Origin of the sequence: Candidatus Allofournierella excrementigallinarum (assembly GCF_944388085.1) — a bacterium.
Classification (GTDB): domain Bacteria; phylum Bacillota; class Clostridia; order Oscillospirales; family Ruminococcaceae; genus Allofournierella_A; species Allofournierella_A excrementigallinarum.
In genome coordinates this window covers 1-22,413 of record NZ_CALXHK010000030.1, presented here as the reverse complement: position 1 = coordinate 22,413, position 22,413 = coordinate 1, and the positions used below count along the sequence as shown (strand labels likewise).

Sequence of the window (22,413 nt, the reverse complement as noted above, 5' to 3'; positions counted from 1 at the left end):
TTGTCACCACACTTTCTCCAGAATGGCCAGCACCTGCTCGAAGGAGGCCTGGCGGGGGTTGACGATCATGGCGCCGTCGTCCAGGGCGGTGCGGGCCACCGCCTCGAAGGCGCTTTTTTCCACCCGGCCGGTGTCCCGCAGAGTGGCAGGCAGGCCGCAGGCGCCGTGCAGGCGGCCTCGCAGGGCCTCCACCGCCCGGATGGCGGTGGCCGCCCGGTCGGGGGCGGGGGTGGCGGCGTATTTCTCCGGGCCGGCCAGGGCCAGCAGCAGCTCGCCGTAGCGGGCGCTACACACCGGCAGGTTGAACTCCATCACCGCCGGCAGCAGGATGGTCATGGCGTCGCCGTGGGCCACCCGGCACACGCCGCCCAGGGCGTGGCCGATGGCATGCACCAGGCCCACCATGCTGTTGGAGAAGGCCGCCCCCGCCAGCAGGCTGGCGTTGGCCATGGCCAGGCGGGCGGCTTTGTCCTTTCCGTTTTCCACCGCGGCGGGCAGGTTCTGCATCACAAGGCCCATGGCCTTTTCGGCAAAGGCGTCGCTCACCGGGTTGCGCTGCAGACAGCTGGCCGCCTCGATGGCGTGGCACAAGGTGTCCATGCCGGTGGAGGCGGTGATGCGGGGCGGCAGGCTGGCGGTCATGCGCACGTCCAGCACCGCCGCGTCGGGCAGCAGGTGATAGCTGATAAACTCCATCTTCACGTGCTTTTCGGGGTTTGCCACCACGGCCACCAGGGTGGCTTCGCTGCCGGTGCCGGAGGTGGTGGGCACCGCGATGAAGGGCACGTGGGCCCCGCGGCCCAGCACCTCGCAGCCGGTGTTCTGCAACAGATCGCCGCTGCCCTGGGCCAGCACCATGCCCACGCCCTTGGCGGTGTCGATGACGCTGCCGCCGCCCACGGCCACCAGGCCGTCGCAGTTCTTCTCGCGGAAATAGGCGGCGATCTCGTTCACCGTCTGGATGGAAGAGTCCGGCGGGATGCGGCAGAACTGCGCCGCGAAGGCGCCGCCGCCCTGGGCCATGGCCCCCTCCACGGCGGCAACCGCCCCCGCCTTCACAAGCCCCTCGTCGGAAAGCAGCAGGGGCCGGGCGCTGCCCAGGGCCTCCAGCTCGTGGGGGATGTGTTCCAGCGCGCCGTCGCCCGAAAGAATTTTGGCGGGCAGCTTGAATTCATAATAACTCGGCATCAAAACGACCTCCTTACCGGCCCAGCAGCACCGCGCCGTAGAGCCGCAGGCTGCTTATCTGCTTTTCGGGCAGTTCTTTCAGAATCGATTTTGCCCAGAAGGGCGGGAAAAGATACCCTTCCGCCAGGTCCACACAGCGCACGAAGCCCATGGTCTCGCTCACGTTGCCCCGCACGGTGAACCGATGCTGGGCGTAGGCCGCGGCCACCCCCATCTGGCCGGTGAACACATAGAAGGCGTCCCGCGCGCTTTTGAAGCGGATGAGGATGTCCGGCGCGTCGCAGGCCTTGAGACGGGCAAGACGTTCAGCCCGCCGGGATATGTACAGCGCCGGGCCGCCGGGCACTTCCAGCCCCAGCACCCTTTGCTCGGGCCAGAGGGCTGTCTCGGCGGCAACACGGCTGTCCCGCGTCGAAAGGGCGTTGAGCGCCCGGAACAGGAAAAACAGCACCACCCGGCACACCGTGCGCTGGGCGCCGGCGGCAAGGCGATGGCGAAAACGAACACGCATGGGCAGACCCTCCTTTTCTGATTTTAAAAATAAAAAAGACCCGCGGCGGGGCGCTCAGCGGCCTGCCAGCCGGTGCAGCAGCATCCGCAGGCGGGTGTAGCCGTTTTTTTCATCCAGCGCAAGGTCCGCCGCCGGCTCCCATTTCCAGCGGGCATCGTCAAAATAGAGCGCGCCGCCCTCCATTTTGGTCAGGCGGCGGGGCAGGGCAGCCTCTTCCACCAGCGGGTCGAAGGGCTGCTTGTAGGAGAGAGCGCCGTCCTGGGCAAGGCTGGCCCAGACGCCGAACACAAAGCAGGCGCCCTCGCCGTAGCAGTAGCGCTCGAAGCGGACCTTCCCGTCGCAGTAGAACAGCATGCAGTCGCGGTATTTGTTCAGGTATTCCTTTTCGTACCGCCTGCCGCAGCCGCCGCCCGCCAGTTCCCTTGCATCCATGCCCGCGGCCTCCTTTTACGCATTTTGCAATTTCAGTATAGCATGCGGCCGGCGGGGGTGTAAAGCGGCCCGGAAAGTTAACTTTTTCACGTGCGAAAGACGGCGGAAGGCAGCTTTTTTTGTGTGGACGGACGTGGGCATCTGTGGTACAATCAAAGGGTGGGTCTTGGACCCGGATGAGGGGAGTGTGAAAGAATGCTGGAAGAACTGAAGCAGGCCGTTTATGAGGCCAACATGGAGCTGCCCCGGCGGGGCCTGGTGACCTACACCTGGGGCAATGTGTCCGGCATCGACCGGGAGAAGGGCCTGGTGGTCATCAAGCCCTCGGGCGTGGACTATGAGCAGCTCGCCCCCGGCAAGCTGGTGGTGCTGGACCTTGACGGCAACATCGTGGAGGGCGGTTTGAACCCCTCTTCTGACACAAAGACTCACCTGGAACTCTACAAAGCCTTCCCGGCGCTGGGGGGCGTGGTGCACACCCACAGCCCCCACGCGGTGGCCTGGGCCCAGGCGGGGGAGGACATCCCCTGCTACGGCACCACCCACGCCGACTATTTTTACGGCCCGGTGCCCTGCGCCCGGGGCCTGACCAAAGAGGAACTGGACGAAGACTACGAGAAAAACACCGGCAGGGTCATCGTGGAGACCTTCACGGGCCGGGGCATCGACCCGGCGCACCTGCCGGCGGTCATCTGCCGCAGCCACGGGCCTTTCACCTGGGGCAAGAGCCCGGCCGAGGCGGTGTATCACGCGGCGGTGCTGGAAGAAGTGGCAAAGATGGCGCTGCTGACCCGGCAGGTAAAGCCGGAGGCTGCGCCCGCCCCCGCCCACCTGGTGGAAAAGCACTTTTTGCGCAAACATGGACCAAATGCCTATTACGGGCAGAAATAAAAGGGAGGAAAGAGGAAATGAAGTTCTTTATCGACACGGCGAACGTGGACGAAATTCGCGCGGCGAACGACATGGGCGTCATCGCGGGCGTGACCACGAACCCCAGCCTCATCGCCAAGGAGGGGCGGGATTACGCCGAGACGCTGGCCGAGATCGCGTCCATCGTGGACGGACCCATTTCCGGCGAGGTGAAGGCGACCACCGCCGACGCGGCGGGCATGATCGAGGAAGGGCGGGCCATCTACGCCCTGGACCCCAAGCACATGGTGGTCAAGATCCCCATGACCGCCGAGGGCCTGAAGGCCATCAAAGCGCTTTCCGCCGAGGGCATCCCCACCAACTGCACCCTTATCTTTTCCGCCAACCAGGCGCTGCTGGCGGCGCGGGCGGGGGCGGCCTATGTGTCGCCCTTCCTGGGGCGGCTGGACGACATCAGCCAGCCGGGCATCGACCTCATCCAGGCCATCAGCGCCATCTTCTCGAACTACCCCGACCTGCACTGCGAGATCATCGCGGCCAGCGTGCGGGGCCCCATCCATGTGACCGACTGCGCCCTGGCGGGGGCGGACATCGCCACCGTGCCCTACAAGGTCATCCAGCAGATGATAAAGCACCCGCTCACCGACGCGGGCATCGAGAAGTTCAGGGCGGACTATGTGAAGGTGTTTGGTGAATGATATGACGAAACAACAGGAACAGGAACTGAAAAAGCTGGCCTGCAAGGCGCGCATGGGCGTGCTCACCGCCACCCACGGGGCCAAGGCGGGCCATCCGGGCGGCAGCCTTTCCGCCGCCGACGCGCTGACCTACCTTTATTTCAGGGAGATGAAGGTGGACCCCGCCGACCCGAAGGCCGAAGGCCGCGACCGGTTCGTGCTCTCCAAGGGGCACGCCGCGCCGGGCCTTTACTCGGTGCTGGCGCTGCGGGGCTATTTCCCGGTGGAGGACCTGCCCACCCTGCGGCATTCGGACAGCTATCTGCAGGGCCATCCCAACATGAACACGGTGCCCGGCGTGGACATGTCCACCGGCAGCCTGGGCCAGGGCGTTTCCGCCGCCTGCGGCATGGCGCTGGCCGCCAAATATAAAAAGCAGCCGGGCCGCGTTTACGCCCTGCTGGGCGACGGCGAGCTGCAGGAGGGCGAAGTGTGGGAGGCGGCCATGTTCGCCGCCCACTACAAGCTGGATAACCTGTGCGTTCTGGCGGACCTGAACGGTTTGCAGATCGACGGCCCGGTGGCCGAGGTGATGAACCCCGGCCCGGTGGACGAGAAGTTCAAGGCCTTCGGGTTCTTTGTGCAGGCCGTGGACGGCCACAGCTTTGAGGCGCTGGAAGCGGCCTTCACCGCCGCCCGCGCCGAGAAGGGCCGGCCCAGCGCCATCCTGCTGAAGACCACCAAGGGCAAGGGCGTCAGCTTCATGGAGAACAACGTGGGCTGGCACGGCAAGGCCCCGAACGACGCGGAGTATGAGCAGGGCATGTCGGAACTGGCCGCCGCGCTCGAAGAACTGGAGGGGGAGACGGTATGAGCGAAGTGAAGACCATCGCCACCCGCGACAGCTACGGCGCCGCGCTGGTGGAACTGGGCAGGGAGCACGAGGACCTGGTGGTGCTGGACGCGGACCTGGCGGCCGCCACAAAGACCGGCGTTTTCAAGAAGGCGTTCCCGGAGCGCCATTTCGACTGCGGCATTGCAGAGCAGAACATGATGGGCGTGGCCGCGGGCATGGCGGCGGCGGGCCTTGTGCCGTTCGCCTCCAGCTTTGCCATGTTCGCCGCGGGGCGCGCCTTTGAGCAGGTGCGCAACTCGGTGGGCTATCCCCATCTGAACGTGAAGATCGGCGCCACCCACGGCGGCATCTCCGTGGGCGAGGACGGCGCGAGCCACCAGTGCTGCGAGGATTTTGCGCTGATGCGCTCCATCCCCGGCATGGTGGTGCTCTGCCCGGCGGACGACGTGGAGGCCAGGGCTGCCGTGAAGGCCGCCTATGAGCACGAGGGCCCCGTCTACCTGCGCTTTGGGCGGCTGGCGGTGCCGGTGTTCCACAACGAGGCGGACTACAAATTTGAGATCGGCAAGGGCGAAGTGCTGCGCGAGGGCAGCGACCTTGCCATCCTGGCCACCGGCCTTGAGACCGCCGAGGCGCTGAAAGCCGCCGAGGCCCTGGCCGCCGAGGGCGTGAGCGCCCGGGTCATCAACCTGTGCAGCATCAAGCCCCTGGACGCCGAGCTGGTGCTGAAGGCCGCCAAAGAGTGCGGCAAGGTGGTCACCTGCGAGGAGCACAGCGTCATCGGGGGCCTGGGCGAAGCGGTGTGCGCCGTCATTGCCGAGGCGGGCGTGGCCTGCAAGGTCAAGCGCGTGGGCGTGATGGACGAGTTCGGCCACTCCGGCCCCGCCAAGGAGCTGCTGGCCCAGTTCGGGCTGGACGCCGCGGGCATCGCCAGGGCCTGCCGCGAAGTGTGAAAAAGGGGGAAACGACAATGTCCATTGAACGGGTGAAAGCCTATTTTGCGGCGGCGGGCCTTGCGGACCGGGTGCGGGAGTTCGAAGTTTCCAGCGCCACGGTGGAGCTGGCTGCGCAGGCGCTGGGCTGCGAGGGCAAACGCATCGCCAAGACCCTCTCCTTCATGGGCCCGGCGGGGCCGCTGCTGGTGGTGGCCGCCGGCGACGCCCGCATCGACAACCCGAAATTCAAGGCCCGGTTCGGCATCAAGGCCAAGATGCTCACCCCCGAGCAGGCGGTGGAGCTGGTGGGCCACGCGGTGGGAGGCGTGTGCCCCTTCGCCGTGAACGAAGGCGTGGAGGTGTGGCTGGACGAATCGCTCAAACGGTTCGAGACAGTGTTTCCCGCCTGCGGCAGTTCCAACAGCGCCATCGAGCTGACCATCCCCGGGTTGGAACAGCACGCCGCGCCCAAAGGCTGGGTGGACGTGTGCAAGGGCTGGAACGACCCGGCCTGACCCAAAAAGCAAAACACAAGAAGGCCGCCCCCGTGCGCTGCACGGGGGCGGCTTTTTTCGTTGTTTACAGGCTGAAATGCCAGAGGATGGCGTCGCGGCGGACCTGGCCGGGGCGCAGGATGACGTCCTGGCCGAAGGCGGGCTGGTTCACCGCGTCGGGGAAGGTCTGGGGCTCCAGGCAGAAGCCGCTGCGCTTTTCGTGGCCCTGCATGAAGTTGCCGGAGTAGAACTGCACGCCGGGCAGGGTGGTCTCCATCGTCATGGTAATGCCGGTGGCGGGGCTCGTCACCTCGGCCAGCGGGCGCAGGCCGCCGGGGGCGGGGGCGGCGTCCAGCGCGAAGTTGTGGTCGTAGCCGCCGGCGATGGCCAGCTGCGGGCAGCGCTGCCCGATGCGCTCGCCGATGGCGCGGGGCGTGGTGAAGTCGAAGGGGGTGCCCTCCACCGCCGCCAGTTCGCCGGTGGGGATGAGGGTCTCATCCACCGGGGTATAACGGCTGGCAAACAGGCGCAGCCGGTGGTCCATCACGGCCTCGGGGCCCGCGTCCCTGCCCGCCAGGTCCCAGTAGGCGTGGCAGGTGAAGGCGGCGGGGGTGGCCTTGTCCGCCCCGGCTTCCCATTCCAGAGAGAAACCGTCTTCCAGCAGCTTCCAGCGCACCGTCAGCTCCAGCCTGCCGGGGTAGCCCTGGTCGCCGTCGGGGCTGGTGAGGGCCAGTTCCAGCAGGTCGCCCTCCGCCCGCACAAGGCGGAACACCCGCCTGTTGAAGCCGTCCACGCCGCCGTGCAGGTGGTTTTCGCCGTTGTTGCAGGCCAGCTGGTAGTCCTTGCCGTCCAGCGCGAAATGCCCCTTGGCGATGCGGTTGGCCACCCGCCCCACAAAAACGCCCAGATAGTCCGGGCAGTCAAGATAGGCGGTGGGGTCGGCGTAGTTCAGCAGCACCTCCACCGGCCTGCCCCCCGGGCCGGGCACCGCCACCCGCTGCAGGGTGGAACCCCGGTCCAGCACCGAGAAGGAGACGCCGCCTTTTTCCAAGGTGTAGCGGTGGACGGGGGCGCCGTTCGGCAGGGTGAGGAACAGTTCTTTCGTGACAGACATGGATAAAGCCCTCCCTTTCGTTCAGTCGCTTTCTGCCAGATGGACGCCGCCCACCGGGCGGATGGAGACCACATGGCACATCCCCTCGCCCAGCAGGGCCTCCATGCCGGCCTTGAAGGCGGGCACGAAGCCCAGCGGCACATAGGCCTGGATGGTGCCGGCGAAGCCGCCGCCGTGCACCCGGTAAGCGCCCCGCCCGGCCAGCAGGGTGCCCGCCAGCGCCAGGGCCAGCGCCACCGGCTGCTCTTCGGCGGGCTTTGTGCGGCAGAACACGTTTTGCAGGTAATCAAAGCTGGACTGGCCGCTCTCGGTCACCAGCCGCAGATAGCGGCCGAATTCGCCCGCCGCCAGCGCCTCGGCCTGCAAAGCGGCCCGCTCGTCGTCGGCATAGAAGTGGAAGGCCCGCAGCAGCGCCCGGTCGCCCAGCTTTTTGCGCAGGGCGGGCAGGGCCTTGTAGAAAGCCTCTTTGGGCACGTCCCGCAGCACCTGGCCGCCCAATGCGGCGGCCACCGCCTTCATCTCGGCGGGGATGGCGGCGTACTCGCCGGTGAGGTCGGCGTGGTCGGCGCCGGTGTCCACGATGCACAGGGCATAGCCCTGGCCCGCAAGGTCCAGCGAAAGGGGCCGCACCACCGGCGCGGCGGGGTCGGCAAAGTCCATGGCCACCACGCCGCCCACGGAGCTGGCCATCTGGTCCAAAAGGCCCGAGGGCTTGCCGAAGAAGACGTTCTCGGCGTACTGGCCGATCTGGGCGATGGTGACGGGGGTCTCGGCGCCGCCGGCGAACAGGTGGTTCGCGATGTTGCCGATGAGCACCTCAAAGGCGGCGGAGCTGGACAGGCCGCTGCCCTTGAGCACCGCGGAGGTGGTGTAGGCGTCGAAGCCCCGCACCGGCCAGCCCTTTTCGGCAAAGGCGGCGCACACGCCCCGGATGAGGGAGGCGGAGTGGTTGGCCTCTTCCTCCACGGGGGCCAGCCGGGCCAGGTCCACCACGTCCATCTTGAAGCCTTCGCTGAGCACCCGCACCGTATCGGTGCCGTTGGGGGCGGCCAGGGCGATGACGTCCAGGTCCACGCTGGCGGCCAGCACACGGCCGTGCTGGTGGTCGGTGTGGTTGCCGCCCAGCTCGGTGCGGCCCGGCGCGGAGTAGAAGGCGAACTCCCGCTCGCCGCCGCCGAAGGCGGCGGTGAAGCCTTCCACCAGGCGGGCATAGCGGGCGCGGCAGTCGGCGGCGGAGCGGCCCGCGCAGCCATAGAGGCTGGCAAAGGCGGCGTCCCACCGGCCGGCGGAAAGGCCGGCTAAAAGCTGCTGTGCGTTTCTCATTGCATAAGACCCCTTTCACGGGCGTTTTGTCGGCACCATTATACCATGAAAGAAAGGCGGCGTACAGGGGCGGCGGGGGGTTCTTGTCAAGAAAAGACAGGAACGGTATAATAAAGTACAGAATAGTGAAAGGGAGGAGACTCTATGGACCGCCCCGGCGTCGTTTGGCAGGACCGCAAGCGCATCATTTTCGGCCTGCCCTGGACTTTTACGAAATATGTTCTGACCAAGGAAAAACTGCTCATCCAGACCGGCATCCTGAACACGAAGGAAGAGGAAGTGCGCCTTTACCGCATCATGGACGTGACCCTGCGCCGCTCGCTGGCCCAGCGCATGTTCGGCCTGGGCACCATCCACTGCTGCTCGGCGGACAAATCCACCCCCGAGTTCGACATCAAGTGGATCCCCGACTCCTCCGCCGTGAAGGAGAAGCTGTCCGGCCTGGTGGAAGCCGAGCGGATGGCCAAACGGGTGAGCAGCCGTGAGTTTATGACCGACGAGGACGACGGCGAGGACATGCTGTGAGCCTTGCTTTACACCCGGCGGCCTTTGTGCTACAATAAGACCCGATAAGCCCGCGCCAGGAAGGCGCGGCGGCGCATTTTTAAAAACAGCGATGAGAATGCCACGAAGGCACAGCTGCCCCGCCGCAAGGCGAAGGGCGGCGCTTTCGCGGCATTTTTTGATGATTTGAGGTGTGGGGATGGAACTGGAAGAATTTCTGCGGGGCAAAGCCGCGGCGCTGGCCTTTTCCGGCGGCGCCGATTCCGCCCTGCTGCTGGCGGCGGCGGTGAAGGCGGGCTGCCGGGTGCAGCCCTATTTCGTGCACAGCGCCTTTCAGCCCGGCTTTGAGCTGGAGGACGCAAAGCGCCTGTGCGCCCAGCTGGGGGTGGAACTGCGGGTGCTGGAGGCCAGCCCCCTGGAGGACGAACAGGTGCGGGCCAACGGGCCGCAGCGCTGTTATTATTGCAAGAGGATGATCTTCTCGGCGCTGGTGAGCGCCGCCGGGGCGGACGGCTTTTCCGAGGTGTGGGACGGCACCAACGCCAGCGACGACGCGGCGGACCGGCCCGGCATGCGGGCGCTGGCGGAACTGGGGGTGAAAAGCCCCCTGCGCCTGTGCGGGGTGACCAAGGCCCAGGTGCGGCGCATGAGCCGGGAACTGGGCCTCTTCACCGCCCAAAAGCCCGCCTACGCCTGCCTTGCCACCCGGGTGCCCACCGGCACGGCGCTGGACAGCGATGCCCTGCGGCGGGTGGAACAGGCGGAAGGCGCTCTGATGGCCATGGGCTTTTCGGACCTGAGGGTGCGGGTGCTGGGGCGGCTGGGCCGTTTGCAGCTGCCCGCCGGCCAGCTGGAGGAGGCGGCGCGCCGCCACAAAGAGATCACCGGGGCGCTTGCGCCCTGGTTTGACGGGGTGCTTTTGGACCTTGCGCCCCGGAAGGAGGAGTGAAAGATGGAACAGCAGGAGATGCTGGAGCTGCTGGAACAGGTGCGCTCGGGCAGGACCACCCCCCGGCAGGCCCTGCTTCAGATGAAGATGCAGCCCTTCGAAGACCTGGGCTACGCCAAGGTGGACCATCACCGGGGCCTGCGCCAGGGGGCCCAGGAGGTGGTTTACGGGGCGGGCAAGACCCCGGACCAGATCGCGGGCATTTTGCGGGCGATGGCCGGGCGGGGGGCGAAGAACATCATCGTCACCCGCATGAGCGCCGAGGCGGCCGAGAAGGTGAAGGGGGAGGGCATCCCGCTGGACTATGACCCCCTCTCCCGCTTTGGCCTTGCCGGCCCGGCCCCCATCCCTGACCCCAAGGGGCTTATCGCTGTGGTCAGCGGCGGCACCAGCGACATGGCCGTCTGCGAGGAGGCCGCCCGCACCGCCGAGGCCATGGGCAACCGGGTGGAACGGGTCTACGACGTGGGGGTGGCCGGGCTGCACCGGCTGCTGGCAAAGCTGGACGTGCTGATGCAGGCCAGGGTGGTCATCGCCGTGGCGGGCATGGAAGGGGCGCTGGCCAGCGTGGTGGGCGGCCTTGTGGACTGCCCGGTGATCGCCGTGCCCACCAGCGTGGGCTACGGGGCCAACTTCGGCGGCCTTTCCGCGCTGCTCTCGATGCTCAACTCCTGCGCCAGCGGGGTGAGCGTGGTGAACATCGACAACGGCTTTGGCGCGGGGTATCTGGCCAGCATGATCAACCACATGGCGAAGGAGGACTGACGGCATGAAAACGCTGTATCTGGAATGCAACATGGGCGCGGCGGGGGACATGCTCACCGCCGCCTTGCTGGACCTGCTGCCAGAGGAGCGGCGGCAGGAGTTTCTGAAGGTGATGAACGCCATCCCCGGCGTTCAGATGCGGGCAGAGCCCGCCGAAAAATGCGGCGTGCGGGGCCTGCATGTGACCGTGCTGGCCCACGGCGTGGAGGAGCACAGCCACGACGTGCCCTGCGGCGGGGCGGACGCGCCTCATCTGCATGGGCACGACCACGGCCATGAGCATGAGCACGGGCACGAACATCCCCACGAGCATGACCATGGCCATGACCACGAGCATCCTCATGAGCATGAACATGGCCACGAACACAGCCACCACCACGCCAGCCTTGCGGACGTGCGGGCCATCGTGGAGGGGCTGCCGGTGCCGGAGACGGTGAAGGCGAAGGCCATGGAGGTCTATGGGCTCATCGCCGCCGCCGAGGCCCACGCCCACGGCCAGCCGGTGGAGCTGGTGCACTTCCATGAAGTGGGCGCGCTGGATGCCGTGGCCGATGTGACGGCGGTGTGCCTTTTGATGGAATGGCTCGGCGCGGACCGGGTGGCGGCCAGCCCGGTGAACCTGGGCGGCGGCCAGGTGAAGTGCGCCCACGGCGTGCTGCCGGTGCCCGCCCCCGCCACCGCCTGGCTGATGCGGGACATCCCCTGTTACGGCGGCGAGGTGCAGGCGGAACTGTGCACCCCCACCGGGGCGGCGCTGCTGCGCGCCTTTGCCACTTCTTTTGGGCCGATGCCCGCCATGACGGTGAAGGCTGTGGGCGTGGGTGCCGGCAATAAGGAGTTTGCCGCCGCCAATGTGGTGCGCGCCTTCCTGGGCGAGACGGAGGGCTGCGGTGAGACCGATCAGGTGGTGGAGCTTGCCTGCAACCTGGACGACATGACAGGCGAGGCCGTTGCCTACGCCGCCGGGGTGCTGCTGGCCGCCGGCGCGCTGGACGTTTACACCGAGGCCATCCAGATGAAGAAGAACCGCCCGGCGGTGAAGCTGTGCTGCCTGTGCCGGCCCGCCGACGCAGAGCGGCTCTCCGGCCTGATGCTGGCCCACACCACCAGCTGGGGGGTGCGCCGCTGCGCGATGGAGCGCATCGTCCAGCCCCGGGAATGCCGCCGGGTGGAGACCCCCTACGGCGCGGTGGACGTGAAATTCGCGCCCGGCATGCCCGGCAAGGCCAAGGCGGAATTCGATCAGGCGGCGGCCGCCGCGGCGGCCGCCGGCGTGCCTTTGGAAACGGTGCTGGAGGCGGCGCGGCGCGCTTTTGAAAAACGGTGAGAGACAGCGTTTTTTAAAGCATTCGCAAGATTTTTCTAAAATAATCCGAAAAAATGCCGGAATATAACGCCCCATTGGGATATATTCCGGCATTTTTCAAAAGAATTTGCACAAACCTATTGACATAGGGGGGCGGCACTGTATAATAACAATCGTGTGTTGCATCTAAGGCGGGAAAACACCCGTCAAACACATTGGCGCTGTATGTATCGCTGTAGCTGCCGTGGCAAGGAGGCTCTAACGTTTTTAAGGCCCACAGGCGGTGTAACAAACCTTTTGCGGGGCGATATAATTGGCGCTGACCCGCGGGCCGTCCGCCCCGGGAGAGTTCCGCAAAGGGGGATGCATGAAATGAATGAGATCGTATCGCTGAAAAACATTGTTGTCGACTTTGACGGCGAGCCGGTGCTGACCGGCCTGTCGCTGGACATCCACGACAAGGAGTTTGTGACCTTCCTGGGGCCCTCGGGCTGCGGCAAGACCACCACCCTCCGGGTCATCGGTGGATTCGTTCAGCCGAAGTCGGGCAATGTTTTTTTTAATGGCAAGGACATCACCGGCCTGCCGCCCTACAAGCGCCAGGTGAACACGGTGTTCCAGAAGTATGCCCTGTTCCCGCACCTGAACGTGTTCGAAAACGTGGCCTTCGGCCTGCGGCTGCAGAAGCTGCCGGAAAAAGAGATCCGCAGCCGGGTGCTGGAAATGCTGGAGGTGGTGGGCCTCAAGGGCTTCGAGCGCCGCCACACCGACCGCCTTTCCGGCGGCCAGCAGCAGCGGGTGGCCATTGCCCGGGGCCTGGTGAACCACCCGAAGGTGCTTCTGCTGGACGAGCCTCTGGGCGCTTTGGACCTGAAGCTGCGCAAGGAGATGCAGCTGGAGCTGAAACGCCTGCAGCAGGCCATGGACATCACCTTCATCTACGTCACCCACGACCAGGAGGAAGCCCTGACCATGAGCGACACCGTGGTGGTGATGAACGACGGCGACATCCAGCAGATCGGCAGCCCGGAGGACATCTACAACGAGCCGAAGAACGCCTTTGTGGCCGACTTCATCGGCGAGAGCAACATCCTGGACGGCATCATGCTGCGGGACTTCCAGGTGGAGTTTGCCGGCAGCCAGTTCACCTGTGTGGACAAGGGCTTCGAGCGCAACCAGCCGGTGCAGGTGGTGGTGCGCCCCGAGGACGTGCAGGTGGTGCCCGCCATCCAGGGCCAGCTCACCGGCATCGTGAAGGACCTCATCTTCAAGGGGGTGCACTTCGAGATGCATGTGGAGCAGGCCGGCTACGAGTGGATCATCCACTCCACCCAGGCCAGCGCCCCCGGTGAACTGATCGGCATGCGCATCGGGCCGGACGAGATCCACATCATGGCCCGCATGGAGGAATGAGCCATGCTGAAAAACAAGAGCCTCGCCTTTCCCTATCTCGTCTGGATGACCGTGTTCATCGCCGTGCCGCTTTTGATCGTGGTGTACTTTGCCTTCACCACCAAAAGCGGCGCCTTTACGCTGGAGAACATCACCGCCCTGGGCGACTACACCACCGTGTTCGTGCGCAGCCTTCTTTTGGCCGCCGTTGCCACGGTGATCTGCCTGGTGCTGGCCTTCCCGGTGGGCTACTGGCTCAGCCGGCTGCCTGTTTCCAGCCAGCGGATGATGCAGATGCTGGTCATCCTGCCCATGTGGATGAACTTTTTGCTGCGCACCTACGCCTGGATGAGCCTTCTGGAAAACAACGGCCTCATCAACCGCTTTTTGGGCCTGTTCGGCATCGGGCCCTTTGAGATGATCAACACCCAGGGGGCCGTGGTGCTGGGCATGGTCTACAACTACCTGCCCTATATGATCCTGCCGCTCTACACCGCCATGGTGAAGATCGATTCCAGCATCATCGAGGCCGCCCAGGACCTGGGCGCAGACATCTTCCGGGTGCTGGGCCGGGTGCTCATCCCCCTGGCCATGCCCGGCATCGCCACCGGCATCACCATGGTGTTCGTGCCCAGCGTTTCCACCTTCATCATCAGCCGCATGCTGGGCGGCGGCGACACCATGCTGGTGGGCGACCTGATCGAATTGCAGTTTTTGGGCAACAGCTACAACTACAACCTGGGCAGCGCCATGAGCCTGGTGCTGATGGTCATCGTGCTTTTGTGCATGAGCCTGACCAACACCAGCGGCAACAAAGACGGTGTGGAGGGGGTCATGTAAATGAGACAGTCTCATCTTCGCGCGTTGCAGCGGGTGTATCTCGTTTTGCTGTTTTCCTTCATGTATGTGCCCATCGCCGTGATGGCGGTGTTCAGCTTCAACGAGAGCAAGAGCCGCACCATCTTCACCGGCTTCACCTTCAAGTGGTACAAGAGCCTGTTCCACAACGAGATGATCCTGAGCGCTTTGGGCCTGAGCCTTGTGGTGGCGCTTATCGCCGCGGTGGTGGCCACCGTGGTGGGCACCGCCGCGGCCATCGGCATCAACGCCATGGGCAAGCGCAGCCAGGCGGTCATCAACAACATCAGCTACATGCCCGTGGTCAACCCCGAGATCATCACCGGCGTTTCGCTGATGCTGCTGTTCGTGGTGGCCAAGGACGGCATCGCCTGGGCCAACCAGAACCTGGGCTGGGCGCTGCCGGAAAACATCTTCGGCCTGCCCACCCTGCTCATCGCCCACATCTCCTTCTGCCTGCCCTATGTCATCTTCAACGTCTCGCCCAAGCTCCGCCAGCTGGACGCGCGGGTCTACGAGGCGGCGCTGGACCTGGGCTGCAACCCCAAGCAGGCATTTTTCAAGGTGGTGCTGCCGGAGCTGGCCCCGGCCATCCTCTCCGCCTTCCTCATCTGCCTGACCTACTCCATCGACGACTTTTTGATCTCCTACTTCACCAGCGGCACCACCCAGACGCTGCCCATCGTGATCTACAGCATGACCCGCAAAAAGGTCAGCCCGGAGATCAACGCCCTTTCCACGGTGATGTTCCTGGTGATCCTGGCCATCATCCTTTTCTACAATTATCTGGACGAACGGCGCGAAGCCCGGAAGGCCTGATAATATAAAAAATGCCCGATGGGCGGCTCTGCGGGGCCGCCGGGCAAATCATAAGCGGCCCAAAGCGGCCGCGAACGGAGGAAAGCAATGAAAAAACTGTTCTGCACCCTGCTCGCCGCACTGCTGTGCGCGGGCGCCATGGCCCTGCCCGCCGCCGCGGCGGGCGAAGAGATGATCGTGGTCAACGACGATATCTCCGTCAGCGCCGATTACGACTGGACCCGCCTTGCCGACCAGGACATCACCCTGAACGTCTACAACTGGGGCCTGTACATCTCCGACGGCAGCGACGAGAGCGTGGATATTCTGTCGGCATTCACCGAGCTCACCGGCATCGAGGTGAACTACACCACCTACGACACCAACGAGAGCCTGTATGCCAAGCTCAAGAGCGGCGGCGCGGATTATGACGTGATCATCCCCAGCGATTACATGATCGGCAAGATGATCAACGAGGGCATGCTGGAAAAGCTGGACTTCAGCAACATCCCCAACATGGCCAAGATCGGCGAGCAGTACAAGGGCCTGGACTACGACCCGAACGACGAGTACAGCGTGCCCTACACCTGGGGCGTTGTGGGCCTTGTCTACAACAAGACCATGGTGGACGAGGCGCCCACCAGCTGGGATGCCATGTGGGATGAGAAGTACGAGAACTCCATCCTGATGTTCAACAACAGCCGCGACGCCTTCGCCATTGCCGCCAAGCGCCTGGGCATGAGCATGAACCCCACCACCGTGGAGGAAGTGAACACCATCGCCGAGGAGCTGAAGGCCCAGAAAAGCCTGGTGCAGGCCTACGTGATGGACGAGATCTTCGACAAGATGGAGGGCGGCGAGGCCGCGCTGGCCCCCTACTATGCCGGCGACGCGCTGGTGATGATGGACGAGAACCCCGACCTGGGCTTTGCCATCCCCGAGGAGGGCACCAACTACTTCGTGGACGCCATGTGCATCCCTGCCGGCAGCAAGAACAAGGAAGCCGCCGAGATGTTCATCAACTACATGTGTGAGACCAGCGTGGGCGTGGCCAACTGCGATTACATCGGCTACTCCACCCCCATCACCGAGGTGTGGGAGCAGCTGCCCGACGACCTGAAATACAGCGAGGTGGCTTATCCCAGCGCGGAAGTGCTGGCCAACACCGAGGTGTTCACCGTGCTGCCCGACGAGATCAACGCCGCCATGGACAAAGCCTGGAGCGACATGAAGAGCTACAGCGAGGGCGGCAGCAGCTGGCTGATCCCCGTGGGGCTGGTGGTGGCCGTGGCGGTCGTTGTGCTGCTGTTCTGGAGCCGCAACCGCAAAAAGCAGCGCGAGGATTACTAAACCGCGGCTTTTCCAAAACAATTTAAGCGCCCCTGCGGCCTGGCCGCGGGGGCGCTTTTGCGTGTTTTGGGAGGCGGGGAGGGGCCGAGGGTTTTGGTGCGCGCGGGCACGCCGCAACGGGGAAAGACCCGCGCCGCCCGGCTGTGGGCCGCCGCCCGTCAGCGCCCGCCCTGTTTCAATTCTTCCAGATAGGCCGCCAGCTCGTCGATGTCCTCCTTGGAGAGGTCTTTCGTCTGGGCCATGGCGGCGATGAGGTTTTTGGCGCTGCCGCCGAACATCCGTTCCAGCGCCGAGCGGCTTTCCACCGGCAGATAGTCCTCCCGGGCCAGGGCGGCGGCGTAAAGATAGCCTTTGCCCTGCTTTTCGCGGGAGACACAGCCCTTGGCTTCCAGCCGGCCCAGCAGCGCCAGCAGGGTGGTGCTGGCCCAGCGCCGGCGGGCAAGGCGTTCCTCCAGCTGGGCCCTCGTCAGGGGGCCGGGGGCGGCCCACAGCTCCTTCATGATTTCCAGTTCTGCGTCCGGCAGGCGCTTTATCTCCTTTTCACTCATTGCCCGTTCACCTCCTCAGACGCGCTGCTGGCCGGGGCGCGTATCTCGTCGTTGTAGCGGTACATCCACTGCCAGCTTTCACCCCAGTCCCGGGTGTAGAATACCACCTTGTCCGCCGCGGCGTCCCCGGCGTCGCCCCAGCCCACAAAGGCCGCAAAGCCGGGCTGGGCGTCGTCGAAGAGGCCCGGGTCCCAAAGGGTGCTTTGGGCGCCCAGCCCCAGCGCGCCGCAGATATGGCACTTCTGCCAGGGGGCGCCGGGCAGGGTGGCGGCCGCTTCGCTCAGGTCCAGCAGCTGCCAGGTCTGGCCGCCGTTCAAGGTGCGCAGCAGGTTGAACTGGCCGTTTTCGCCGTAATCGCCGCCGTGGGCGCACAGAAAGCCCACATTTTTGTTCAGGAACAGGAAGGGCTGGCAGGTGTGGAGGAAAAGCCCCTCGCCGGTGCCGCCCACGAAGTCGCTGCAATCGCCGCTGTACATCTGCTGCCAGCTTTCGCCCCCGTCGGTGGTGCGCAGCACCACAAAGCCGGGGGCATGGGCGGTGTGGCGGTTGTGGGCGGGGCCATAGTCCCAGCCGCCGTAATAGACCAGAAAGCCGGTGCTGGGGTTCACAAACTGGTAGGCGCTGGGCATCACCCACGCGCTGCCGTCCGCTATGCCGTCCGCTTCCAGCGAGGCCCAGTTGTTCGCCTCGGCCACTTCCTCCAGCCAGGCGGAGCAGTCCAGGGTGGCGGTGGCCCAGCTTTCGCCGCCGTCCGCGGTGTTCCAGAGGGTCAGGCTTGCAGGGTCGGCCCGCTCGTAGGGGATGGGCACCATGCCCGCATACAGGCCGTCGGGAGAAATGTAGCCCGCTTTCACGACGGCATTGACCTTTGCTTCATCGGGCAGGATCTCCTGGCCCATGCTGTTATAGTAGGCCACCGGCCAGACCTCTTCTTCCGAAGCGTAGGATCTGATGAGGGACTCGGTGTACTGGGCGCGCATCTCGTCCCCATAGCGGTACATCCACTGCCAGCTCTCGCCAAAGTCCCGGGTGTAGAACACCACCCTGTCCGCCATGGTGTCGCCGGCGTCGCCCCAGCCGGAAAAGGCCGCGAAGCCCTCGTCGGCGCTGGTGATCAGGTCCTCCTGGGGCAGATACCTTGTGGAGTATCCCAGCGGGCCGCAGACATGCGGGTAGCTCCAGGGGGCGCCGGGCAGGGTGGCGGCCACCTCGCTCAGGTCCAGCTGCTGCCAGCTGGCGCCGCCGTCCACCGTGCGAAGCAGGTCGAACTGGCCCTCCGGGCTGTATCCCGGGCCGTGGGCGCACAAGAAGCCCACGTTCTCGTTCAAAAAGGCGAAGGGGGAACTGACCGAAAGGGAAAAGGAGCTGCCGTTGCCCGCGTCGGCGCAGCGGATGTTGCCGGTGCGCTGCCAGCTTTCGCCGCCGTCGGTGGTGCGAAGCACCGCGAACCCGTCGGAGCAGGCGGCCGGGCGGCCGGCCGCCTCGTCGCCCTCCCAGGCGGCATAGATCACCACAAAGCCGATGTTCTCGTTCACGAACTGGTAGTGCTTTGCCCGCACCTGAACGGGCACGCCCGTCACGTCCACATAGCTCTGATCGCCCCAGTTGTAGGCGGGGGCGATGTCCTCCAGCCAGGCGGAGCAGTCCAAAGTGGCGGACGTCCAGCTCTCGCCCCCGTCGGCGGTGTTCCACAGGGTCAGCTCCCCGGGGGCGTCCCCGCCGGCCGGCTGGGCGACGCCCGCCCGCTGCAGGTCGGGGGAGACGTAGCCCGCGCCGTGGAAGAGGTCATATTCCGCGAATTCTTCGGGGAAGTTCTCCGCCGGCAGCACGCCGCCGCCGGCCGGGTCGGCGTTGAACGCGTTGTTGGAGGTGTAGCACACCACCGGCCAGACCTCTTCATCGGAGGAATAGTCCGGCGCGGGGCTGGAGGAGGGGGGCGGCCCGTCGTCCGGCTCACCGCTTTCCGCCGGCGTGGTGCTGCATGCCACCAGGGCTCCCGCCAGGGCGGCGGCCAGGCAGAACACCGCCAGTGCCGCCGCGCCCCGCCGCTTGGGGGAAGTGTCCCACAGGCGGGCAAAGCGGGCCTTCACGTCCCTTTTGGTCAGGGAAAAGCAGGTGGTCAGCGCCGGGGCGCGGCCATGGCCCACCGCGTGGAGCAGCGCGTCGCAGTAGGCCGCCCGATGCTCTGTGCCCAGCACGGCGAGGGCTGCCTCGTCGCAGGCGGTCTCCATGTCCCGCCCGGCCCGTTTTGCCAGCAGCCAGGCGGCGGGGTTATACCAGTGCAGCGCCAGCACAAGGCTGAACAGCGCTTTGCGGGCCAGGTCGCGGCGGCGCAGATGGGCCAGCTCGTGGGCCAGCAGATAGGCCCCGTCGGCTCCGGGCTGCGCGCTTTCCGGCACCAGCAGCACCGGGCGCAAAAAGCCCGCCGCCATCGCGCCGGTCACGTCGGGGCTGGCCAGCAGCCGGGGCCGCTTTGCCAGCGGCTGGCGGGCAAGAGCCTCGTTTAGCGCGGTTTGCCAGCTTTCATCCGCCGGCAGGGCGCGGCGCATCGTTTTGCGCCGCCAGACAAAATAAGCGAACCACTGCCAGCCGGCGACCCCCAGCGCCCCCGCCAGACAGAGCAGAGCCAGCCAGTCCAGCGGGGCAAAGGCCGCCAGCGGCGAGGGGGGGACGGTCACGGTGACCTCGCCATCGGAAGAAGGAGCGGGCATTTCCGGGGCGGCGTAGTCTGTTTCGGGAGGGGTGACCGGCTGCCCGGCGCTCTGGTCCGGCGCGGGCGCGGCGGCCTGGCCGGAGGAAATATCCGGAGCGGTCAGGTGTTCCGTGCCGGGGCCGGGGACCGCCGCCTGGGGCTCGGGCGCTTCGCCGGGCCCTTCGGCGGCCAGCAGCGCCGGGGGTGGGGTGAGGATCACCGGTGCAGGGGCGGACTGAGGCAGAAGCACCCGCAGGGGAAGCACCAACAGCACGGCCAGCGCCAGCCAGGCCCGGCAAAACCAGCGGGCGCTGTAGCGCTTTTGAAGCAGCGGCGCGGCGGCCAGCAGCGCCAGCACCGCCAGACCCAGCACAAGGCTTTGGGCAAAATAGTCCAGGAACAGGGTGCGCATGGGAACACCTCCAAACATTTGACAAGTGTAGTAGGTCTATTGATATTCTACACATGTCAAAGAAAGAAGTCAACCCCGCTTGAGGCTTTTTTGAAAATATGGTATAATACCCCCTAAACCGCTGAAACGTGCCGCCCGGCCCGGGCGGCATTTGCCTGAAAGGAAGGCGTTGGCCCCATGGCTGAGACCCAATTTTACACCGAGAAGTTCCGCGTGATGGACTGCGACTGCGACATGAACCACCGGCTCACGCCGGGGGCGTTTCTGCGCATGGCCCAGCAGATCTCCACCGACCAGTGCGATTCCATCGGCATGAACGACGATTTTTACCGGGAGAACCACGCGGTGTTCCTGCTGGCGAAGCTGGCGCTGCAGGTGGACCGCATGCCCCGGGGCGGCGAGGTGCTGACTCTTGTCACCATGCCGGAGCAGTGCAAACGGGCGGTGTTCAGACGCGTCACCGAAGCCCGGGACGAACAGGGCGGACGGGTGGCCCTGCTGGACAGCCGCTGGGTGCTGGTGGACACCGGCACCCGCCGCATCCTGCGCCGCCCGCCCCAGGCCTTTGAGATCGGGGATTTTAAGGATGAGGTGCCCTTCACGCTGGACGTGACCATCCGCAAGCCCGACGAGACGGCCCCCGCGGGGCGGGTGACGGCCACCTACAGCCGGTGCGACACCAACGGCCACATGAACAACACCCGCTACGCCGACGCCGCCGCCGACGCCCTGCCGCTGGAGGTGTTCAGGACCGGCGCGGTGAAAAGCCTTGTCATCAATTACCACAACGAGCTGCCCGCGGGCCAGAGCGCGTCGCTGGTGCGCGGCAGGACCGAGAGCGGCGGATGGTATGTGGCGGGCCAGCGGGAGGACGGCCGCCCCTGCTTCGAAGCGGTGCTGGCCGTGGAATAAAGGCCCCGTAAGGGGAGGAGAAAGGCTTTTGCAAACCGATTTGTAATTATTTTGAAATTTTTTCACCGAAAGGTGTTGACAAAAGGTTTCAAAAAAGTTACAATGAAGGTGCAAGAAAGCAACAGCCTTTTTCATGTGTTGCGGAGCGTCCGCCGTTTTCTTCTCCTCCTGCCGGATCTGCCGGTCCGGTCCTAAAAACGGGTGCAACGGGCGTTCCGAAAGTCCTGTGGCAAAGCCCCCGCCGTCCCTCCGGCGGGGGTTTTGTTTGTCCCCGCGGGGCGGGTAGTCGTACTTCTCGGCGGGGTTTTGTCGTTATGCCCAGATTGGGGCAAACGGCGGCGCAAAGTTTGTGGCAGCCGCATTTTGCATTTTGTGCGCGAATGTGGTACACTTTTTAAAATCGACCCCAGAACGGGAAAAACGAACGATATAAAAGGAGATGCGTTATGGCCTACTATTTCGATCAGCCCAGCCGTACCTTTGGCGAATACCTTCTGGTGCCCGGGTATTCCTCGTCCGAGTGTGTGCCCGACGCGGTGAGCCTTAAGACCCCGCTGGTGAAATTCCGCAAGGGCCAGGAGGACTGCCCCCTGACCATGAACATTCCCATGATCAGCGCCATCATGCAGTCGGTCTCCGGGCCGGATCTGGCCATCGCCCTGGCCAAGCAGGGCGGCGTGTCCTTCATCTACGGCTCCCAGAGCATCGAGAGCGAGGCGGAGATGGTGCGCAGGGTGAAGAGCTACAAGAAGGGCTTTGTCACCAGCGATTCCAACCTCAAGCCCTCCGCCACCCTGGCGGACGTGCTGGCCCTGAAGGAAAAGACCGGCCACTCCACCGTGGCCGTCACCGAGGACGGCACCGCCCACGGCAAGCTGCTGGGCATCGTGGCCAGCCGCGACTACCGCATCAGCCGCATGGCCCTCACCGAGAAGGTGGCGGACTTCATGACCCCGCTGGACAAACTGGTCATCGCCCCCGACACCACCACCCTGAAAGAGGCCAACGACATCATCTGGGACAACAAGATCAACTCTCTGCCTCTGGTGGATGAGAACGGCTGCCTGAAGTACATGGTTTTCCGCAAGGACTACGACAGCCACAAGGAGAACGTCAACGAGCTGCTGGACGCCGGCAAGAGCTATGTTGTGGGCGCGGGCATCAACACCCGCGACTACGCCGAGCGGGTGCCTGCCCTGGTGGAGGCCGGCGTGGACGTGCTGTGCATCGACTCCTCCGAGGGCTTTACCGAGTGGCAGAGCCGCACCATCGACTGGATCCGGGCCCATTACGGCGACAAGGTCAAGGTGGGCGCGGGCAACGTGGTGGACAAGGACGGCTTCCGTTTCCTGGCCGAGGCCGGCGCCGACTTCGTGAAGATCGGCATCGGCGGCGGTTCCATCTGCATCACCCGCGAGACCAAGGGCATCGGCCGCGGCCAGGCCACCGCTGTCATCGAGGTGGCCAAGGCCCGCGACGAGTACTTCCAGGAGACCGGCATCTACATCCCCATCTGCTCGGACGGCG

The 22,413-nt window shown here is 65.4% G+C and carries 22 protein-coding genes; 15 read left to right on the top strand and 7 right to left on the bottom strand.

Annotation, left to right across the window (positions count from 1 at the left end; translation table 11 throughout):
• Positions 1 to 3: 3 nt before the first annotated feature.
• The 3 genes from ACH2AT_RS07080 to ACH2AT_RS07070 are packed head-to-tail and all read right to left on the bottom strand — an operon-like array spanning position 4 to position 2,131.
• A complete protein-coding gene (locus ACH2AT_RS07080; protein ID WP_394964701.1) occupies positions 4 to 1,188 on the bottom strand; it encodes an iron-containing alcohol dehydrogenase in 1,185 nt (394 codons plus the stop codon).
• Between the two features lie 13 nt (positions 1,189 to 1,201).
• Positions 1,202 to 1,699, bottom strand: coding sequence for a hypothetical protein (locus ACH2AT_RS07075; protein WP_394964700.1), 498 nt, complete (start codon positions 1,697 to 1,699; stop codon positions 1,202 to 1,204).
• A gap of 54 nt (positions 1,700 to 1,753) precedes the next feature.
• Positions 1,754 to 2,131 carry a hypothetical protein gene (locus ACH2AT_RS07070; protein WP_394964698.1) on the bottom strand — a complete coding sequence of 126 codons (378 nt, stop codon included), beginning with the start codon at positions 2,129 to 2,131 and terminating at the stop codon, positions 1,754 to 1,756.
• A 195-nt stretch (positions 2,132 to 2,326) separates the two neighbouring features.
• Here ACH2AT_RS07070 and ACH2AT_RS07065 point away from each other — a divergent pair, with 195 nt between their 5' ends.
• The 5 genes from ACH2AT_RS07065 to ACH2AT_RS07045 are packed head-to-tail and all read left to right on the top strand — an operon-like array spanning position 2,327 to position 5,984.
• Entirely contained in the window at positions 2,327 to 3,022 is a 696-nt protein-coding gene (locus ACH2AT_RS07065; RefSeq protein ID WP_394964696.1) for an L-ribulose-5-phosphate 4-epimerase, read from the top strand.
• 17 nt (positions 3,023 to 3,039) lie between these two features.
• On the top strand, positions 3,040 to 3,699 hold the full coding sequence (gene fsa / locus ACH2AT_RS07060; protein ID WP_394964694.1) for a fructose-6-phosphate aldolase: 660 nt from the start codon (positions 3,040 to 3,042) through the stop codon (positions 3,697 to 3,699).
• A 1-nt stretch (position 3,700) separates the two neighbouring features.
• Positions 3,701 to 4,552: a transketolase gene (locus ACH2AT_RS07055; protein WP_394964692.1), complete on the top strand. Its 852-nt coding sequence runs from the start codon at positions 3,701 to 3,703 to the stop codon at positions 4,550 to 4,552.
• Complete coding sequence (locus tag ACH2AT_RS07050; protein WP_394964690.1) at positions 4,549 to 5,487, top strand: transketolase family protein; 939 nt, start codon at positions 4,549 to 4,551, stop codon at positions 5,485 to 5,487. The genes ACH2AT_RS07055 and ACH2AT_RS07050 overlap by 4 nt, the downstream gene beginning before the upstream one ends.
• A 17-nt stretch (positions 5,488 to 5,504) precedes the next feature.
• Positions 5,505 to 5,984: a YbaK/EbsC family protein gene (locus ACH2AT_RS07045; RefSeq protein WP_394964688.1), complete on the top strand. Its 480-nt coding sequence runs from the start codon at positions 5,505 to 5,507 to the stop codon at positions 5,982 to 5,984.
• Positions 5,985 to 6,048: 64 nt separating this feature from the next.
• Here ACH2AT_RS07045 and ACH2AT_RS07040 read toward each other — a convergent pair whose 3' ends face one another.
• Together ACH2AT_RS07040 and ACH2AT_RS07035 are read right to left on the bottom strand one after the other, a co-directional pair.
• On the bottom strand, positions 6,049 to 7,077 hold the full coding sequence (locus ACH2AT_RS07040; protein WP_394964686.1) for an aldose epimerase family protein: 1,029 nt from the start codon (positions 7,075 to 7,077) through the stop codon (positions 6,049 to 6,051).
• 21 nt (positions 7,078 to 7,098) lie between these two features.
• On the bottom strand, positions 7,099 to 8,400 hold the full coding sequence (locus ACH2AT_RS07035) for a galactokinase (protein WP_394964684.1): 1,302 nt from the start codon (positions 8,398 to 8,400) through the stop codon (positions 7,099 to 7,101).
• A 144-nt stretch (positions 8,401 to 8,544) separates the two neighbouring features.
• Here ACH2AT_RS07035 and ACH2AT_RS07030 point away from each other — a divergent pair, with 144 nt between their 5' ends.
• From ACH2AT_RS07030 to ACH2AT_RS06995, 8 genes are all read left to right on the top strand, one after another.
• The gene (locus ACH2AT_RS07030) at positions 8,545 to 8,925 is read left to right on the top strand and encodes a PH domain-containing protein (protein ID WP_394964682.1); all 381 of its coding nucleotides are present in this window, start codon (positions 8,545 to 8,547) and stop codon (positions 8,923 to 8,925) included.
• 178 nt (positions 8,926 to 9,103) lie between these two features.
• Positions 9,104 to 9,853 (top strand): ATP-dependent sacrificial sulfur transferase LarE, encoded by a 750-nt coding sequence (larE, locus tag ACH2AT_RS07025; RefSeq protein WP_394964680.1) that lies wholly within the window; start codon positions 9,104 to 9,106, stop codon positions 9,851 to 9,853.
• A gap of 3 nt (positions 9,854 to 9,856) precedes the next feature.
• Entirely contained in the window at positions 9,857 to 10,618 is a 762-nt protein-coding gene (larB, locus tag ACH2AT_RS07020; protein WP_394964678.1) for a nickel pincer cofactor biosynthesis protein LarB, read from the top strand.
• Between the two features lie 4 nt (positions 10,619 to 10,622).
• Entirely contained in the window at positions 10,623 to 11,945 is a 1,323-nt protein-coding gene (gene larC, locus ACH2AT_RS07015; RefSeq protein ID WP_394964676.1) for a nickel pincer cofactor biosynthesis protein LarC, read from the top strand.
• Positions 11,946 to 12,296: 351 nt separating this feature from the next.
• The gene (potA, locus tag ACH2AT_RS07010; RefSeq protein ID WP_394964674.1) at positions 12,297 to 13,337 is read left to right on the top strand and encodes a spermidine/putrescine ABC transporter ATP-binding protein; all 1,041 of its coding nucleotides are present in this window, start codon (positions 12,297 to 12,299) and stop codon (positions 13,335 to 13,337) included.
• A 3-nt stretch (positions 13,338 to 13,340) separates the two neighbouring features.
• On the top strand, positions 13,341 to 14,156 hold the full coding sequence (locus ACH2AT_RS07005) for an ABC transporter permease (RefSeq protein ID WP_394964672.1): 816 nt from the start codon (positions 13,341 to 13,343) through the stop codon (positions 14,154 to 14,156).
• A complete protein-coding gene (locus ACH2AT_RS07000; protein ID WP_394964670.1) occupies positions 14,157 to 14,993 on the top strand; it encodes an ABC transporter permease in 837 nt (278 codons plus the stop codon).
• Between the two features lie 87 nt (positions 14,994 to 15,080).
• A complete protein-coding gene (locus tag ACH2AT_RS06995) occupies positions 15,081 to 16,322 on the top strand; it encodes a PotD/PotF family extracellular solute-binding protein (RefSeq protein ID WP_394964668.1) in 1,242 nt (413 codons plus the stop codon).
• A gap of 158 nt (positions 16,323 to 16,480) precedes the next feature.
• Here the strand turns inward: ACH2AT_RS06995 and ACH2AT_RS06990 are convergent, their stop codons facing one another.
• Positions 16,481 to 16,870 carry a BlaI/MecI/CopY family transcriptional regulator gene (locus ACH2AT_RS06990; RefSeq protein WP_394964666.1) on the bottom strand — a complete coding sequence of 130 codons (390 nt, stop codon included), beginning with the start codon at positions 16,868 to 16,870 and terminating at the stop codon, positions 16,481 to 16,483.
• On the bottom strand, positions 16,867 to 19,974 hold the full coding sequence (locus ACH2AT_RS06985) for a M56 family metallopeptidase (protein ID WP_394964664.1): 3,108 nt from the start codon (positions 19,972 to 19,974) through the stop codon (positions 16,867 to 16,869). The genes ACH2AT_RS06990 and ACH2AT_RS06985 overlap by 4 nt, the downstream gene beginning before the upstream one ends.
• 177 nt (positions 19,975 to 20,151) lie before the next feature.
• On the opposite strand from ACH2AT_RS06985, the gene ACH2AT_RS06980 reads away from it, so the two are divergent.
• The gene (locus tag ACH2AT_RS06980; RefSeq protein WP_394964662.1) at positions 20,152 to 20,886 is read left to right on the top strand and encodes an acyl-[acyl-carrier-protein] thioesterase; all 735 of its coding nucleotides are present in this window, start codon (positions 20,152 to 20,154) and stop codon (positions 20,884 to 20,886) included.
• Positions 20,887 to 21,332: 446 nt separating this feature from the next.
• Positions 21,333 to 22,413 (top strand): IMP dehydrogenase (locus ACH2AT_RS06975; RefSeq protein ID WP_394964660.1); only part of this gene is annotated, 1,081 nt, incomplete at its 3' end.